This is a genomic window from Pseudomonas prosekii (genome assembly GCF_900105155.1).
GTDB lineage: Bacteria > Pseudomonadota > Gammaproteobacteria > Pseudomonadales > Pseudomonadaceae > Aquipseudomonas > Aquipseudomonas prosekii.
Map to the genome: position 1 here is coordinate 4110173 of NZ_LT629762.1, position 14929 is coordinate 4125101.

Below are 14929 nucleotides of genomic sequence, written 5' to 3' on the forward strand. Positions count from 1 at the left end.
CGCTTGGGTGAGTTTGGAGGGAAATCACCTCATAAAGTGCGCAAGAAGTTGCGCAGTACTGCGCAACTTCTTGCGCACTCGGCTACAGGCCACGGCGAGGTTGGCGCTTAGCGATATTGGAGGGCATTTTCGCAAAATAAGTGCGCAACTTCTTGCGCGTCAAGGCCATGCGCCATCACTCAGGGGCTGGCGCCGATTTGCTCGACGAATTGCGCGAAGTCGGTAGCTGTTTTTACCGAGTAAGAGCGCAACTTTTTGCGCACAATGGCATTGCGATACCCAGTGCGCCTCCCGAAAAGTGCCAGCAGTTGTAAGCAGATGGTCGCCGATATTCGTTTCTTGCCGGAAATTTAACCACGCTCTAAAAAGAAGGGGCTGACCGTCCGCTTTTGGCCGGTTGCTGCCCGTCACGAACGGCAGAAATCGGCCAAAAGCAGACACTGGGCGTACCGAAGAGAGCCCATCTCGCCAGCCGCTCATGGACGACCTGATTGGGCGACGACTGGCAAGGCGAAATTAAGCTGTTAGATGCAATAAAGAATCAGACCACAACTAAATAACTCGCATGATGCTTCGTAAGCATTTCGTTTAATTCTTCTTTTTTCAGTAGTGAATGCTTCCTAACATTTTCGATAAACAAAGCGTATGAGTGCGCGCTTATAAGATCCGCCCCCGTCTCGCTTGGCATTCTGATAATTAGTTTGATTTCTTCAACTGTCAAATAGCCGAATAATGGCAGTATCAATTTATCAAAAATATCGTTAACAGCACTCCAGCTGCGGGCAAGCCCGAGCAAATCTATAGCACGCCATTTTGCCGCATACCTGAGATTACTTGTGACCCCGACGGCCAATTCATCAATAGACAGGCTATCTATGCGATCAACAACCACGCTAGTTAGCGAAGGCATAAAATAGAAAGATTCAAGTTGACTTAATAAAGCAACTGTTGGGCCAACCATAACATATCTCTTAATTTTGTCCTTAGCAGGTGCATCCAAAACCTCCAATGCGCCTTTGACCCATGCAATCAAGGCAGCCGCGCTGGTAAAGTCTTTATCGGGTGCGCTAACTACGACGCTGTTAAGATTTTTTTTCAGTCGTTCCGCAACTACAGTCGGCCTCATTTCGATTAAGGCATTGAGCGCTGCATATACTTGTGGTTTATGATGCAGAGGATCATTGAGGGTGACGAAGCCAAAAATTAACGAATCAATAATACTTTTAAAAAGTGCGTCGGTTCCATTTCCCAAGCTAGAGCCTCGCAAATGCACTTCAGCACTCTTAACATCCAGTGGGAAATAATCTGATGCTATTAGAATTTTAAGCTTTGCGAGAGCCGATTTTCCTTGAACCGGCGGCATAGCAAGCACATGAATGACCGCATTTCTAATATGCAAACGCGCTTGCTCTGCTGAAGGATAATAAGGAACGCCAAGATCCTGAAAAGAAGGGTGCGCACAGCGATGTCGGTCTTCGCGCAAGCGCTCAAGATCGACAAATTGTTGAGAATCAAAGAATTGTAAGGTATCTCGACAGGTTTCCAAGATTTTCCGCTCAAACTCAAGCGCCCCTTTTATGCCGTCTTGGCTTTGATTATTAATTTGAGCAATATAACCAGCATACTTACCTTCTAGTAGTTTTGCCGCGGCATCCCCAGACAGCGACAACTCCCTGATCTTGTCAAGCAGGTCAAATACTATAGCGATCCACGCAGTTACAATTGTTGCCCTGTATGCACCTGCTTTATAACAACGAATAGCTTCAGTTACATGTTCACGAGACTGATCGGATCTGCACCGATTTGCCAAAACCTCAATGTCGTAAAGGCCTTCATTCATATCTATACCTCGCTCTATGCACTTTGGTTCTATACTTCAGCTCTACGCTAAGATGTTTTTACAAAACCTCGGCCCAAAGTCGCAGTGGCGTTGGTTGAAGCAGCAGATTTGAAAAGGCTAGTAGGCACGCAACTGGTGCAGCCAAAATGCGGCACCATTTTGAGTTCGGGATAGGATTCACTGCGATTAACGTTTTTCAGCCGACCTCGCACACGGGTGGTTTAAATTGATCGCCGAACTCTTTCTCCGCGGCTTTTCTTCTTGCAATAACCTCTTTCGAGAATGCTCTAAGTTTGGCTATATCTTCAAGTATATCCGTTGGAGCGGGCCGGTTTTCTGTTAATGCTCGAGATTTGTCATGACCAAACATCCAATTGCTAGTCTTAGTCATTTGTTGAGTGATAACACTTGCATCTGTAGGTTCAATACTAAGCCGATCCAGTCTAAGGGTTTGAACGCTATTTCTTCCTCGCGTTACGATCTGGCAAAATAGATCTTGCTCTATTAGCGCTTCCCACGCTTCCCGCAGCAAACAGTAGATCAGCGCTGCTCGCTGGTTGTAATTGCCAATATCACTTTCGTAAAAACCCTTGATTGCATGAGTATCTTCATCTAGTTGTTGTGCACGTTGAGCGGTACTCATACCGCGCCACGGTGCTTTGCTGTAGCAAAACCCTGAATCTTTACCATTTCTGCGTATTGTAAAGGTCGAGCGAGCGGGTCCTTTTCCGAGGCTAAGAGCGATGTCATCGCACTTCCCCTCGACTTCCATAATAAGGGAAAGATCGTGTGTAAATATAATAATCTGTCGAGTTAGTGCCTCTTTCGATAGCCTCTCGGCGATTTTTTCTCGGTATATATGATCAAGCGAACTGACCGGATCATCCAATATTATTGGAGCGTTGTTTCTAAAAGTTTTAATTTCCGCCAAGAACGCTGATAGAGAGATTACCTTCTGTTCCCCCTCGCTGAGAATTTTTCCAGGCCGTTTGGTTGCTATAGAAAAACTATGGGAGGTATCAGAGTCACGCACAACTGGGGAGATTTTTACATCAAGGGAAACATTCATAAACTCCAACTCAGCCTTGAAATTTTCTATGAAATCTGGCGTGACTAGCTGTGAGATTATAGCTTTAGCTTTGGTGGAGAATTTCTGCTTCGTGTTTTTTATTGCATTTAACGCGTCGGCTATTTTTTTATTTAACACAAGCGATTGCCGATATTCAATGATCGAATTTTTAGATATGTGCAAAGTACGGTTTAACTGTAGCTCAGTACGCCTGCCGACATTCTGTTTATGTTTTTCTGGGGAAATCGTTTGCAATAGTTCTTGTCTTTTCTGGCTCAGCAACTCTATCAAATTCTGCGACAGTAGATCAGCGTCTAATTCCGCGGAAGGATATTCGCAACTTTGATCGCTGGGCCGTACAAAGTATTCTTTTCTTGATTTTATGGTTTCAAATATCGCGCCAACTCTGTAATCACTATCAAGAATATCTGCCAAGTCTGAATCGCCCCTAGTTTCGTAGACACCTCCAAGCCTTAAAATGAGGCCCATTAGGAGGTGCCATGAGCAACCAGCGATATCCCGAAGAATTCAAAATCCAGGCGGTCAAGCAAGTGACCGAAAAGCAGCTTCCTGTCTCGGAGGTGGCTGCACGATTGGGTGTGTCCGTGCACAGCCTCTATGCCTGGGTTAAGCGCTACACCAAGCCCCAAGAACAGCGCGTTGAGGAGGATGATCAAAGCGCTGAGGTTCGTCGTCTACGTGCCGAGCTGAAACGGGTGACGGAGGAGCGAGACATCTTAAAAAAGGCCGCCGCGTACTTTGCCAAGGAGTGCGGCTGAAGTACGCCTTTATTAAGCAGCAATCGGGTCATTACGCGATTCGACGGCTTTGCCTGACGCTCAAGGTTCATCCCAGCGGCTACTACGCGTGGCTATCAGAACCAAAATCTGCGCGAGCCAAGGACGATCAGCGACTGCTTGGATTGATCAAACACTCCTGGCTGGAAAGCGGTGGCGTTTATGGCTATCGCAAGATCCATGATGACCTGCGAGAGGTTGGTGAGAGCTGTGGCCGTCACCGGGTGGCTAGGTTGATGCGCCTTGAGGGTTTACGTTCTCAGACTGGGTATCGACGGAGGCCGGGAAAATATGGCGGTAAACCAGCCGTTGCCTCACCGAACTTACTGAAGCGCCAATTCGATGTCAGAGAACCCAACAAAGTCTGGGTCACAGACATTACCTACATCCGAACATATGAAGGCTGGCTGTATTTGGCCGTGGTGCTCGATCTGTTTTCACGCCAGATCATTGGTTGGTCAATGAAGTCGCAGATGACCAGCGACGTAGCCATTGATGCACTGCTGATGGCGGTTTGGAGACGTAAGCCGAAGCAAGAGGTGATGATCCACTCAGATCAAGGCAGTCAGTACAGCAGCTCAGACTGGCGAAGCTTCTTGAAAGCTAACAACCTGGTGGCCAGCATGAGTCGTCGAGGTAACTGCCACGACAACGCTGTGGCGGAGAGCTTTTTCCAGCTGCTAAAGCGGGAACGGATCAAGCGTAAAATCTACACTACACGCCAGGATGCTCGGGATGATGTGTTCGATTACATCGAGATGTTTTACAACCCAAAACGACGCCACAGTTTCAACAATCAGCTGTCACCGGTAGAGTTTGAAAAGCGTTACGCAGCGAGCCTGGAGAGTGTCTAGAAAACCCGGGGCGATTCAGCCCGCTATCACGCGTTTTGAGGAAGCACAACGTTACAGGCCTAAATTCGGAAATGAGGACTCTCCGTGCGGTTGAGTCGTAGCGCCCTTGCCCGGTTTTGCTCCTAATCTGATTTCTTGCCACGATGACTCATCCGCCAAAATAATTGCTGTATGGGCATACAGTGCTTAACTCGGATTATGCTGTCAATAGGTCTACGTTCGGACTATCGTCGAAAATCATCAGGCTCGGCAAGTGCGCCAGCGCGCGGCCGACGTTGCCCAAACCGGATTTGAAGGCGTCGATGCGCGTCTGCTCCAGCGCATAACGCTTGCCTCGTTCAGGCGTCAGCGCCGGCGGTTTCGGGTCGATCAGCGTCCATGCCGTCGGCGACCACACCAGCAAATACATGGCCATGACTTCGGCGAACGTCACCAGATGATTGTCGGCGCTGCTGCTGGTGAAAATCGGCTTACGCGATCCGCCGAAAAATCGCTCACGCAATGTCTCGTTGCTCTCAAGCGCCGGTAACAAATCCGCACGATGGTAATAACTGGCGACATGTTCGTAGAGCGCAGCGCTGTCGCTGACCACGGCACCGTCGAGGTGCTCGTCGAACAAACCCAGGCGTTTGATCAACGCATGAATCGCCCGCAACGTCGGCCCGGCAACGTCGTCGGCGTAGACCTGATCGCCGCTCATCATCAACAGCGCCGGGCGCTCGCTCGGTTCATGCGGCGCCGCCAACAGACGATCGACACACAGCAAACCATCCGCCGCCGGGTGATGCGGTTTGCGGCAGGAACCGTGAAGGATCTGGTCGATCCGCGCGCGCAGGACAAAATTTGGGCAACGCGCTTCGCCGTACAACAAGTGCGGCGCCCATTCGGCGATGCCGACGCCATCGATCAACACGTCGTACTCGATCAACGTGTCGCAGGGCAGGGCGCTGTCCAGGCGCACATCAATCAAATGCACAAACGCCTGCGTGCCAACCGGAATCAGCGTGCAGTGCTCGGCGCCCAGCTCGATATCGCCGACACCTTGCAGGCGCAAGGTCAGCGCCAACGCACGCGAGCCCACCAGCCAAAACACCAGCCGCGACGGCTCCAGGCGCCGCAATAGCGGGCCGGCGAGCACCGGTGGCAATGATTGATCGGCAGCGGGCATTGGCAGTGGCGAAGACATGGACGTCCGGGTTCTGGCTACGGAGAAGCGCCGGATAATAGCGCAGCGGATGTCAATTAATTGCAATCGCTGGCGATCCTCAGGTTATCGCCGCGATTGGTTGTCCGCGCGCATCACCGCGGCGTCGCCATTCGCCACCAACCAGCGAAACACATCGCTCACCGACACCGTGGGGCTGCGCTCGATCCAGCGCACCAGCACGCGGCCCGCTGCGTCGCGGCGGTTGGAAATGCCGAGCAGCGGCAATTTGATTTATCCCACCGGGCCGGGGCCGCAGGGGAATTAAGTAGCCTTTTGTGTTTTGTCCGTTATCGTGACGGGAAATTTAGCTGCGGTCGGCATTTGCTTGCTCGGCAGTTGTGGCGAATACGGTCGAAATTCATTGAGGAGCGTCAACGTGATCTGGTTTCTCGAAGGTCAATCCAGCCAGCGCGATGTTCTCATCAGCGCGCGCGAAGCACTGCCGGCGGACGTGAGGATTTTTGCTTCGCACCGTCGGGATCGTCCGGAAATCACCGGTCAGGCCGATGTCAGTTTTCAAGAGCCGCTGGACAGCGAAGAACGCATTGAATGGGTGATCGCCACCGCGCTTGAGCACGGGATCAAGGTGATCGTCGCCGGACATAACGGCAGCGTCTATGAAGCGGCGCGTGAGCGTTTCGTGGCAGCCGGTTTGCAATTGGTGACCGGTGGCCTGTCTATCGACACCTTCGAAAACGTCGATGACAAGAGCCGTTTCACCGCCGAGGCCGAGCGCGCTGGATTGCCGTGCATTCCTGCGGTGACCGTCAACAACGCCGAGCAATTGGCCGCCGCTTATGAGCTGCTGGCCGCGCAAGGCGAGGTGTGCATCAAACCGGTGGTCGGCATTTATGGGCAAGGTTTCTGGCGGTTCAAGGCTGATGTCGATCCGTTCCGTTGCCTGGAAAACCCGGACGCGCGGGAAATCGATTTCGCCACCTACCTGAGCATTTACAAGTGCGGCGTAGAACCGGCGCCCATGTTGGTCATGCCTTATCTGTCCGGCGCCGAATGCTCGGTGGACATGGTCTGCGAAGCGGGCAAAGCGGTTGCGTTTGTGGGTCGCCGGAAGAAGGGTTATCACCAGACCTTCGAGCGCGATTCGGCGGCGGTGGAACTTGCGCTCAAAGCAGCGGCGCATTTCAAGTGCGACGGCTTGGTCAACGTGCAGACCCGAGACGACCAGGATGGCATCCCGCACCTGTTGGAAATCAACCCGCGATACTCCGGCGGCATTGGTTACACACGGGCTACCGGGATAAACCTGGCGGGGATTTTCGCCGCTCGTCGGCTCGGTTTGGCCGAACCCGCGAGCCAGTGGGTCGACAACGTTCGGGTCAAGCCCATCACTGTTGCCGTGGTTGCGCCTTCCTGATATTACAAAGCCACTTATAGAGTTAATGCTTTCTCAGTTAATGCTAGGCAGTGAATGATTGCTGCTGTCTTGGCATAATTGCCCGCCATCGATCAAGGAAGGACAGGATGAAGGCGCTAACGCCTGGAGCGAACGCAGCGATTTCGGGCGTTAAATGTGCATGGACGCTGGAGTGCAGCAACGCGACTGCCTTCGGCGAATACGCAGCTGTCGCGTTGCTGCCGGTCACCGAGAAGCGTTTGCCGACCGGTGATCCGGCGTTGTTTCAAGTCACTCAACAATGGATGGAATGGAGCGGCACGCCGTCGTCCATTGGCTGTTCGCTGGACTTGTCGCGGCTGCCGGGTGGCAGCGAGCGTCTGTTGCTGGTGGTGTATACCTTCGCCGCTGCCGGTCCGGTCAGCGATCTGAAAGACTTGCGTCTGCAAGTCGACAATCAGGTCGAACTGTCGCTGGATCTGCAAAGCAACGGCGAGTCGGCCATCGTCATTGGCGAGTTCTACAGCCGCAACGATCAGTGGAAATTCCGCGCGCTGGCCGAAGGTTCGGCTTACGGTCTGGCCGCCATGGGCCGGCGGATGGGCATCACGATTGATGACGCGCATCCCACGCGCCGGCCCTATTCCGGTGATTCACCTCGAAACCGCACCGCCGCCTCGGGCACCGGATTTGTTGTCTCGCCGGGCCACGTGATGACCTGCGCGCATGTCATCGAAGACATGCAGGAATTGCACATCGCCTCGTTCTCCGGCCGTTACCGCGCGGAAGTGGTGGTGGTCGATCAGCGCAACGACATGGCGTTGCTGCGCATTCAGGATTGTCCGCCGCTAACGCCCGTGGTGTTCAAGGACGCCGTCGGGTGTGCGCTGGGCGAGCCGGTGATCGCCCTGGGTTTTCCGATGGCAGGGCTGGCTGGTGGCGGTGTGCACGTGACGCAGGGCGGGGTGTCGGGGTTGTTCGGTTTGCACAATGATGCCAGCCTGCTGCAATTCACCGCGGCCATTCAGCCGGGGTCCAGTGGCAGTCCACTGTTCGATTCCAGCGGCGCGGTCATCGGCATGGTCACGTCATCGCTGCCGGACGCGCAAAACATGAACTTCGCGGTGAAAGCCGGGTTGTTATTGGCGTTTCTCGATGCCTGCCACGTCTCGCCACCCAAATCTCCAACCGTTCGAGTAATCTCGACCGCCGAAATGGCGCGTGAAGCGCAATCGTCACTCTGGCGGATCGAAGCCCGAAATCCGTAGAGGCAACCTGCTTTACCACTAGTGAAGGGTTGTCAGTTCACTACTCGCCTCTTTTAGGAATGTTGCACATGGAATCCGCAGTAGAAAAAACCTCGACCACCCGACTCAGCGCCCAGCTCAAACGCGGGTTGATGGAAGTCGACGTCGATGAATCGGTGATCGAACCCCATTCGTTGTTCGGGTTCGCCGAACGCCGCAACCCCAAGCGTGCGTTCCTGTTCGTCTCGCGCGTGCTGGGCCGGCACATTCCCGTGCGCCCATCGGTCATGCAGGCCAGCTATGAAAGCCTTGCGGCGAAGATCCCCGCAGACTTGCCTGGCCCGGTGCTGGTGATCGGCATGGCCGAAACCGCCGTTGGCCTCGGTGCCGGCGTGCATCGCGCCTACGCCAAGACACGTCCCGATACCATTTATATGGTCAGCACCCGGCATCCGGTCGGAACCGAGTTGTTTACCCGTTTCGAAGAAGAGCACAGTCACGCCAGTGCGCACTTGATTCATCAGCCGACTGACCTGGCAATCCGGGAAATGATGCTGACCGCGCGCTCGCTGGTGCTGGTTGACGATGAAGCCTCGACCGGCAAGACGTTCATCAATTTGCACCGCGCGCTGATCGATGCCGGTTTGAGCAAGATTGAGCGGGTCGTCACCTGCGTGCTCACCGACTGGTCCCGTGGCGCTGTGCGCAATCTGCTCGGCGAAACGGCAACTCAGGTATCGATGCTGCAGGGCGCTTATCGGTTCTCCGAGGACGTGGATGCACCGCTGCCGGAAATGCCGGATGTCGGCGCAGTGGCGGTGGGCGAATGGCCGCTGGATCCGCGTAAGGACTGGGGACGTCTGGGTGTGCGGCACGTCGAAGACACCTTGGCCCCGGATATGCAGGTCAAACCCGGCGAGCGGGTGATGGTCATCGGCACCAGCGAGTTTGTCTGGCGCCCGTTTCTGCTGGCCGAACGGCTTGAACGAGCGGGGGCTGACGTGCATTTCAGTTCCACCAGCCGTTCGCCGATTGCTTTGGGCCATGAGATCGGACACGCGTTGTCGTTCTCCGACAACTACGGCCTCGGTATTCCGAATTTTCTTTATAACGTGCGTCCAGGGCAGTTCGACCGAGTGTTGATCTGCACCGAAACGCCGGCGCAAGCGGTTCCACAATCGCTGATAGATGCGCTGAACGCAGAGGTGATTGTCGATGAGCAATAAGCGTCCCCTGATACTCATCGATCTCGATGACACCTTGTTCCAGACCGCGCGCAAGATGCCGCAAGGCGCCGAACGCCACACCGCGACGCTGGACGTCGACGGTCAGCCGAATGGCTACATGAGCGCGGTGCAGAAGAGTTTTGTCGAATGGCTGCTGGTCTCGGCGGATGTTGTGCCGGTTACCGCGCGCAGCGTCGAAGCCTACAGCCGTGTGCAATTACCGTTCACCGCGGGCGCCGTTTGCTCCCACGGCGGCGTGATTTTGCAAGCCGATGGCTCGCTGGATCGTGATTGGCACGGACAGATGAGCGAGGCCTTGGCCGCGTATCAAACACGTCTTCCGGCGTTGAGCGCAGCGACACTGGCGATTGGCGAAGAGATGGGTTTTTCCCTGCGCGGCTGGGTCGTGGAAGAGCAGGGCCTGTTGAATTATGTGGTAACCAAACACAACGAATCCGATGACAGCGTGTTGCACAAAGTCCTCGCCGAAGTGCAGTCCCGTGGCTTGCTGGATGACATGCATATCCACGGCAACGGCAACAATCTCGCGTTCCTGCCGAATGGTTTGTCCAAGCGTCTGGCGGTCCAGGAGCTGCTGCGCCGTGATCGCATCAGCAACGGCGAGCGCCCGGTGCTGGGCTTTGGCGACAGCGTCACCGACCTCGGTTTCATGAGCGAATGCAATTTCTGGGCGACACCGGCCAATAGCCAGTTGGCCAAAGTCGTGGAGACAATGATTAATGGTTAATGCCTTTGCCCATCTGACCACCGTAGGCAGTGGCAGTTACGCGCCGGACGACGTGCACTTTCTGCTGCAACCCGTCGAAATCGAAGTGACGGACGTTGAAGAGAAAGAGCGCCTGATCCAGACGCAGCAGAAGCATTATTCGGAAATGATCAGCCTGGAATCGGCGCCGACCGAGGTTCACAAAGGCCTGTATCAGCGCGCGATGTCGCAGAACGCGGCACGCATGGCGCGTGACGTTCAGGCATTGGCGCTGGCGCTGGATCAGGCTTATAGCGGGCCGTCGATCGCGCTGGTGTCGTTCGTGCGGGCCGGGTTGCCGCTGGGCGTGTTGCTGCGCCGGGCGCTGCTGGATCTGGGGCGCGACGCGCACCATTACGGCATCAGCATCGTGCGTGATCGCGGCATCGACATGGTTGCCCTCGAAGCGGTGATTCAGGCTCACGGCGCGGAAAACATCGTTTTCGTCGATGGCTGGACCGGCAAGGGCGCCATCTCCGGCGAAATCCAGCGCAGCCTCAAGGGCGACGAGCGTTTCCCCGAGCAGCCACGCCTTGTGGTGCTCGCCGACCCGTGTGGGCGCGCCTGGCTAGCGGCCTCCGCAGAAGATTGGGTGATTCCGTCGGGGATTCTCGGCGCGACCGTGTCCGGGCTGGTTTCACGCTCGATCTGGCCGACCAACGGTGGCCTGCATGGTTGCGTGGTCTACGATCACTTGCACGAACACGACGTCACGCGCGATTTCATCGAGCAGATTGAAGCCGTGCGTCAGGCACAAGCACCGGTCGTGGCTGCTGCCCCGTGGACCGAAGCGCAGCGCAGTGAGCTGCAAGCCTCGGCGCTGAGCGTCATCGATGCGATTGCCGCCCAGTGGGGTATCAGCAATTTGAACCGAGTGAAGCCGGGCATTGCCGAAGCTACACGGGCGGTGCTGCGCCGGGTGCCGGATCATGTTTTGGTGCGCGATCGCAGCGACCCGGACGTTCAGTTGCTGATGCACCTGACCGAACGGGCCAACGTCACCGTTGAAGAGATGGGCGCGGCATTGGGGCCCTACCGTGCAGTGACCGTCATCCGGAGTTTGAGCTGATGAAAACACTATCGCCCTACGCACTCGGCGCCACGCTCTACATGCCGGCAACCCGCGAGGATATCCTCGACGTGGTCCTGCACAAAAAACTCCCGGAACTGCGCTCGATGGTCGTGTGCCTGGAAGACGCAGTCGCCGAAATCGACGTCGAGACCGCGCTGAGCAACCTGCATAAGTTGCTGCTGTCCATCGATCAGCAGGGCGGCCGCTCCGAAGACGGCCCGATGTTGTTCGTGCGCCCGCGCGACTCGCAGATGGCTGCGGTGCTCAACGACTGGCCGTTAATGGTGCATGTCGACGGTTTTGTCCTGCCGAAGCTGAGCATGTCCAACCTGCGTTCGTGGGAACTGGCGGTGACCAATCCCGATATTTTCCTGATGCCGACCCTGGAAACCCGCGAGGTGTTTAACCCGGTGGCGATGGTCGAGCTGGGCGCGGCACTCAAGCAGAACCTTGATTCGCGCATTATTGCGCTGCGCATCGGCGGCAATGACTTGCTCGGTTGTCTGGGCCTGCGCCGCAATCCGGCGACCACGCTTTACAGCACGCCGATGGGTTACGTGATCCAGATGCTGGCCGGAGTCATGGGCTCGCAAGGCTTTTCGCTGACCGCGCCAGTGTTTGAACGCCTGGCGACGCCGCACCTGCTGATGGAAGAATTGGACCTCGATATTGCCCATGGTCTGGTCGGCAAAACGGCGATTCATCCGAGCCAGATCAGCACGATTCAGGACAGCTTGCGCGTGAGCCTCGAAGATCTAAATTGTGCCAAATTAATGCTGAATGAAGTCGCGCCCGCGGTCTTCAATCACAATGACACGATGTGCGAACCAGCAACTCACTACAAATGGGCGACCAATATCCTTGAACGGGCCAAATGGCACGGCGTCAAGCAAGCGGAGCCGAGCCAAACCGATCAATCCATTCGTCTGGCGGAGGCGGGCCGATGACCCAGGAAATGCTAGAAATGGGCCCTGCCGGGGCCAAGGTACTGTCAGTCTTCGACTTCGATGGCACATTGACTCGGCATGACAGCTTTGTTCCATTTTTGAAATTTGCCTTTGGCAAAGTCGAATTTGCCAAGCGCTTGCCGCGCCTCGCGGGGCCCGGCGTGCGTTACCTGACGCGGCGTTTGTCGCGCGATGAACTCAAGGCCCGGCTGATCGCCGCGTTCCTGACCGACACCAAGGAAGAATGGGTGCGGCACAAGGCTGCCGAATTCTGCGGCCAGCACTGGACGCGCCTGATGCGTCCAGCCGGTTTGACCTCCGTGGCCGAAGAAAGGCAGGCCGGCAGCGAGGTCACCCTGTGTTCGGCCTCGCCGGCACTGGTGCTCAAACCGTTTGCCGATCGCCTCAATATCAAACTGATTGCCACTGAACTGGAAGTCGTCGATGGACGCCTGACCGGGCGCATTTCCGGCGACAACTGCCGCTGCGAAGCCAAAGTGCTGCGTCTCGAAGCGGTTTACGGCGATCTCACGCAATACCGTTTGCGCGCCTGGGGCGACACTCGTGGTGACCACGAACTCCTGGCCGCCGCGCAAGACGCGCATTACCGACATTTCCATCCCGCATGGCGTCGTGGACGCTTTCGGTTAACCAAGGCTGTGACGAGAACCACCGGCAATGCGCCGTTGACCCCTCGCGCGGTGGCGGACAGCAACGAAAAACCCCAGCAATTGACGACCAACAAGGAGCGTACCGATGGCCCTAACTCTGACTAAAAACCAATCAATCTCCCTGGAAAAAACCGCTGGCGGTGGCCTCACGGCGATCACGCTTGGCCTCGGCTGGGACCCGGAGAAAGCCGGGTTCATGGGCCGTTTGATGGGTAACAGTGGTGAAGTCGACCTCGATGCTTCGTGCATTCTGTTTGATGCCGACCTCAAACCAGTGGACCTGGTGTGGTTCCGTCAACTGACCTCCCGTGATGGCTCGATCCAGCACTCCGGCGACAACCGTACCGGCGAAGGCGATGGCGACGATGAAACCATCACCGTTGACCTGCAGCGCCTGCCGGCCACCGTCACCTCGCTGGTGTTCACCGTCAACAGCTTCACTGGCCAGAACTTCGAGAAGATCGCCAACGCTTACTGCCGCATTCTGAACGCGAGCAACAAGACTGAACTGGCGCGCTTCAACCTCTCCGAAAAAGGTCGCCACACTGGCGTGGTCATGGCCAGCCTGGTGCGTGGCAACGGCGGCTGGGACTTCAAAGCCATTGGCCAGGTGACCAACGGCCGTACCGCTGACGATCTGGTCAATCTGGCCGTTCAGGCGGTGCGTGCATGACGACTCTGGTTCCTGGCGGCAACGCGCCGGTAGCCACCGGCCAGGTACGGGTCGAGATCAATTACTCGGCGATCCCGGGTGCTGATATCGACGTATCTGCCTTCGTCCTCAACGCTGCGGGCAAAGTCCGTGGCGACACCGATATGTGCTTCTACGGCCAGACCAACGTGCTGGGCGGAACCGTGCAGATGACCGAGTCGTCTGCCGGTCGCGCAGTGTTCACGCTGGATCTGTCGCGTCTGGACGCGGTGGTCGACAAAGTTGCGCTGACCGCGACCATCTACGAAAACAAAGCCAGTTTTGACCGTGTATCGCAGTTGGCGCTGAGCGTCACTGGCGGTATCGACGCGCAAATTCCTACCAGCGGCATGAAAGAAACCGCGCTGATTCTTGGCGAGTTCTACCGTCGCCAGGGTGAGTGGAAATTCCGCTGCGTCGCGCAGGGTTTTGCCGGTGGCCTCGAGCCATTGGCCAAGCACTTCGGCGTCGAAGTCGCCGCGCCAGCTCCTGCTCCGGCCCCGGTCGCGGCGCCTGCTCCTGCGCCAGTGGCGGCACCTGCCGCACCGGCACCCGTGAAGTCGTCGGTCAGCCTGAGCAAAATCACCCTCGACAAGACCCGCTCTTCGATCAGCCTGGAGAAAACCGCTGCAGGCTTCGGCGAGATCAAGGTCAACCTCAACTGGAACAAAGGCAAGGGCGGCGGGTTCTTCTCGCGCAACACTTCGATTGACCTCGACGTCGGTTGCCTTTACGAGTTGCAGGACGGCACCAAAGGTGTGGTCCAGGCGTTGGGCAACTGCTTCGGCGAGCTGGATTACGCGCCTTTCATTCAGTTGAAGGGCGACGACCGCACCGGCGCGGTCAGCGATGGCGAATGGCTGCACATCAACGGCCGTCACTGGAGTGAAGTCCGCCGAGTGCTGGTGTTTGCCTTCATTTATGAAGGTGCCCCGAACTGGCGCGAGACGGATGGCGTGGTAACAATATATGTTCCGGACCAGCCGCCGATCGAAGTTCGCTTGAACGAAGAAGGCGGGCGCCTCGGCATGTGTGCCATCGCGCTGTTGGAAAACGAGGCGGGCGGGGTAAAAGTAAGTCGTCGGGTCGATTTCCACAAAGGTCATTCGGTCATGGACAAGGCTTACGGTTGGGGCATGCGCTGGGCGGCGGGTTCCAAGTAATTATTTGAAACGGCGGGCCGATCCG

The 14929-nt window shown here is 56.3% G+C and carries 13 protein-coding genes and 1 pseudogene; 10 read left to right on the forward strand and 4 right to left on the reverse strand.

Translation table 11 applies throughout. The features are described from left to right. Positions 1-541: 541 nt before the first annotated feature. Both BLU01_RS18790 and BLU01_RS18795 read right to left on the reverse strand, forming a co-directional pair. Entirely contained in the window at positions 542-1840 is a 1299-nt protein-coding gene (locus BLU01_RS18790) for a hypothetical protein (RefSeq protein WP_092278337.1), read from the reverse strand. 196 nt (positions 1841-2036) lie between these two features. After that, positions 2037-3398 (reverse strand): AAA family ATPase, encoded by a 1362-nt coding sequence (locus BLU01_RS18795; RefSeq protein WP_092278339.1) that lies wholly within the window; start codon positions 3396-3398, stop codon positions 2037-2039. 11 nt (positions 3399-3409) lie between these two features. Here BLU01_RS18795 and BLU01_RS18800 point away from each other — a divergent pair. Beyond that, a protein-coding gene (locus BLU01_RS18800) for an IS3 family transposase (protein ID WP_092271200.1) occupies positions 3410-4560 on the forward strand; the annotation gives its coding sequence in 2 pieces (ribosomal slippage) (positions 3410-3644 and positions 3644-4560; 1152 coding nt in all). Positions 4561-4771: 211 nt separating this feature from the next. Here the strand turns inward: BLU01_RS18800 and BLU01_RS18805 are convergent. Together BLU01_RS18805 and BLU01_RS27605 are read right to left on the reverse strand one after the other, a co-directional pair. Beyond that, a pseudogene (locus tag BLU01_RS18805) lies at positions 4772-5746 on the reverse strand (alkaline phosphatase family protein); the annotation flags it as partial. 84 nt (positions 5747-5830) lie between these two features. Further along, positions 5831-5992, reverse strand: a complete 162-nt coding sequence (locus tag BLU01_RS27605; protein ID WP_157720171.1) for a hypothetical protein — start codon at positions 5990-5992, stop codon at positions 5831-5833. A gap of 151 nt (positions 5993-6143) precedes the next feature. Here BLU01_RS27605 and BLU01_RS18810 point away from each other — a divergent pair, with 151 nt between their 5' ends. The 9 genes from BLU01_RS18810 (at position 6144) to BLU01_RS18850 (ending at position 14904) form a co-directional block, all read left to right on the forward strand. Further along, complete coding sequence (locus BLU01_RS18810) at positions 6144-7142, forward strand: ATP-grasp domain-containing protein (RefSeq protein WP_092278341.1); 999 nt, start codon at positions 6144-6146, stop codon at positions 7140-7142. A 107-nt stretch (positions 7143-7249) separates the two neighbouring features. Beyond that, the gene (locus BLU01_RS18815) at positions 7250-8389 is read left to right on the forward strand and encodes a trypsin-like peptidase domain-containing protein (RefSeq protein ID WP_092278343.1); all 1140 of its coding nucleotides are present in this window, start codon (positions 7250-7252) and stop codon (positions 8387-8389) included. A gap of 68 nt (positions 8390-8457) precedes the next feature. Beyond that, entirely contained in the window at positions 8458-9594 is a 1137-nt protein-coding gene (locus BLU01_RS18820; RefSeq protein ID WP_092278345.1) for a phosphoribosyltransferase domain-containing protein, read from the forward strand. Then, positions 9584-10342, forward strand: coding sequence for an HAD family hydrolase (locus BLU01_RS18825; protein ID WP_092278347.1), 759 nt, complete (start codon positions 9584-9586; stop codon positions 10340-10342). The genes BLU01_RS18820 and BLU01_RS18825 overlap by 11 nt, the downstream gene beginning before the upstream one ends. Then, positions 10335-11429: a cysteine protease StiP family protein gene (locus BLU01_RS18830; RefSeq protein WP_092278349.1), complete on the forward strand. Its 1095-nt coding sequence runs from the start codon at positions 10335-10337 to the stop codon at positions 11427-11429. Before BLU01_RS18825 ends, BLU01_RS18830 begins: the two co-directional genes overlap by 8 nt. Further along, a complete protein-coding gene (locus BLU01_RS18835) occupies positions 11429-12379 on the forward strand; it encodes an HpcH/HpaI aldolase/citrate lyase family protein (RefSeq protein WP_092278351.1) in 951 nt (316 codons plus the stop codon). Before BLU01_RS18830 ends, BLU01_RS18835 begins: the two co-directional genes overlap by 1 nt. Continuing rightward, a complete protein-coding gene (locus tag BLU01_RS18840; RefSeq protein WP_092281662.1) occupies positions 12376-13155 on the forward strand; it encodes an HAD-IB family hydrolase in 780 nt (259 codons plus the stop codon). The genes BLU01_RS18835 and BLU01_RS18840 overlap by 4 nt, the downstream gene beginning before the upstream one ends. Beyond that, on the forward strand, positions 13136-13723 hold the full coding sequence (locus BLU01_RS18845) for a TerD family protein (RefSeq protein WP_092278353.1): 588 nt from the start codon (positions 13136-13138) through the stop codon (positions 13721-13723). Before BLU01_RS18840 ends, BLU01_RS18845 begins: the two co-directional genes overlap by 20 nt. Then, on the forward strand, positions 13720-14904 hold the full coding sequence (locus tag BLU01_RS18850) for a TerD family protein (protein WP_092278355.1): 1185 nt from the start codon (positions 13720-13722) through the stop codon (positions 14902-14904). Before BLU01_RS18845 ends, BLU01_RS18850 begins: the two co-directional genes overlap by 4 nt. The last annotated feature ends 25 nt before the right edge of the window (positions 14905-14929 follow it).

Excerpts from the sequence above, each read along its gene's own strand:
- BLU01_RS18790 (WP_092278337.1), bottom strand. The coding sequence starts at position 1,840 with ATGAATGAAGGCCTTTACGACATTGAGGTTTTGGCAAATCGGTGCAGA.
- BLU01_RS18795 (WP_092278339.1), bottom strand. The coding sequence starts at position 3,398 with ATGGGCCTCATTTTAAGGCTTGGAGGTGTCTACGAAACTAGGGGCGAT.
- BLU01_RS18815 (WP_092278343.1), top strand. The coding sequence starts at position 7,250 with ATGAAGGCGCTAACGCCTGGAGCGAACGCAGCGATTTCGGGCGTTAAA.
- BLU01_RS18820 (WP_092278345.1), top strand. The coding sequence starts at position 8,458 with ATGGAATCCGCAGTAGAAAAAACCTCGACCACCCGACTCAGCGCCCAG.
- BLU01_RS18825 (WP_092278347.1), top strand. The coding sequence starts at position 9,584 with ATGAGCAATAAGCGTCCCCTGATACTCATCGATCTCGATGACACCTTG.
- BLU01_RS18830 (WP_092278349.1), top strand. The coding sequence starts at position 10,335 with ATGGTTAATGCCTTTGCCCATCTGACCACCGTAGGCAGTGGCAGTTAC.
- BLU01_RS18835 (WP_092278351.1), top strand. The coding sequence starts at position 11,429 with ATGAAAACACTATCGCCCTACGCACTCGGCGCCACGCTCTACATGCCG.
- BLU01_RS18840 (WP_092281662.1), top strand. The coding sequence starts at position 12,376 with ATGACCCAGGAAATGCTAGAAATGGGCCCTGCCGGGGCCAAGGTACTG.
- BLU01_RS18845 (WP_092278353.1), top strand. The coding sequence starts at position 13,136 with ATGGCCCTAACTCTGACTAAAAACCAATCAATCTCCCTGGAAAAAACC.
- BLU01_RS18850 (WP_092278355.1), top strand. The coding sequence starts at position 13,720 with ATGACGACTCTGGTTCCTGGCGGCAACGCGCCGGTAGCCACCGGCCAG.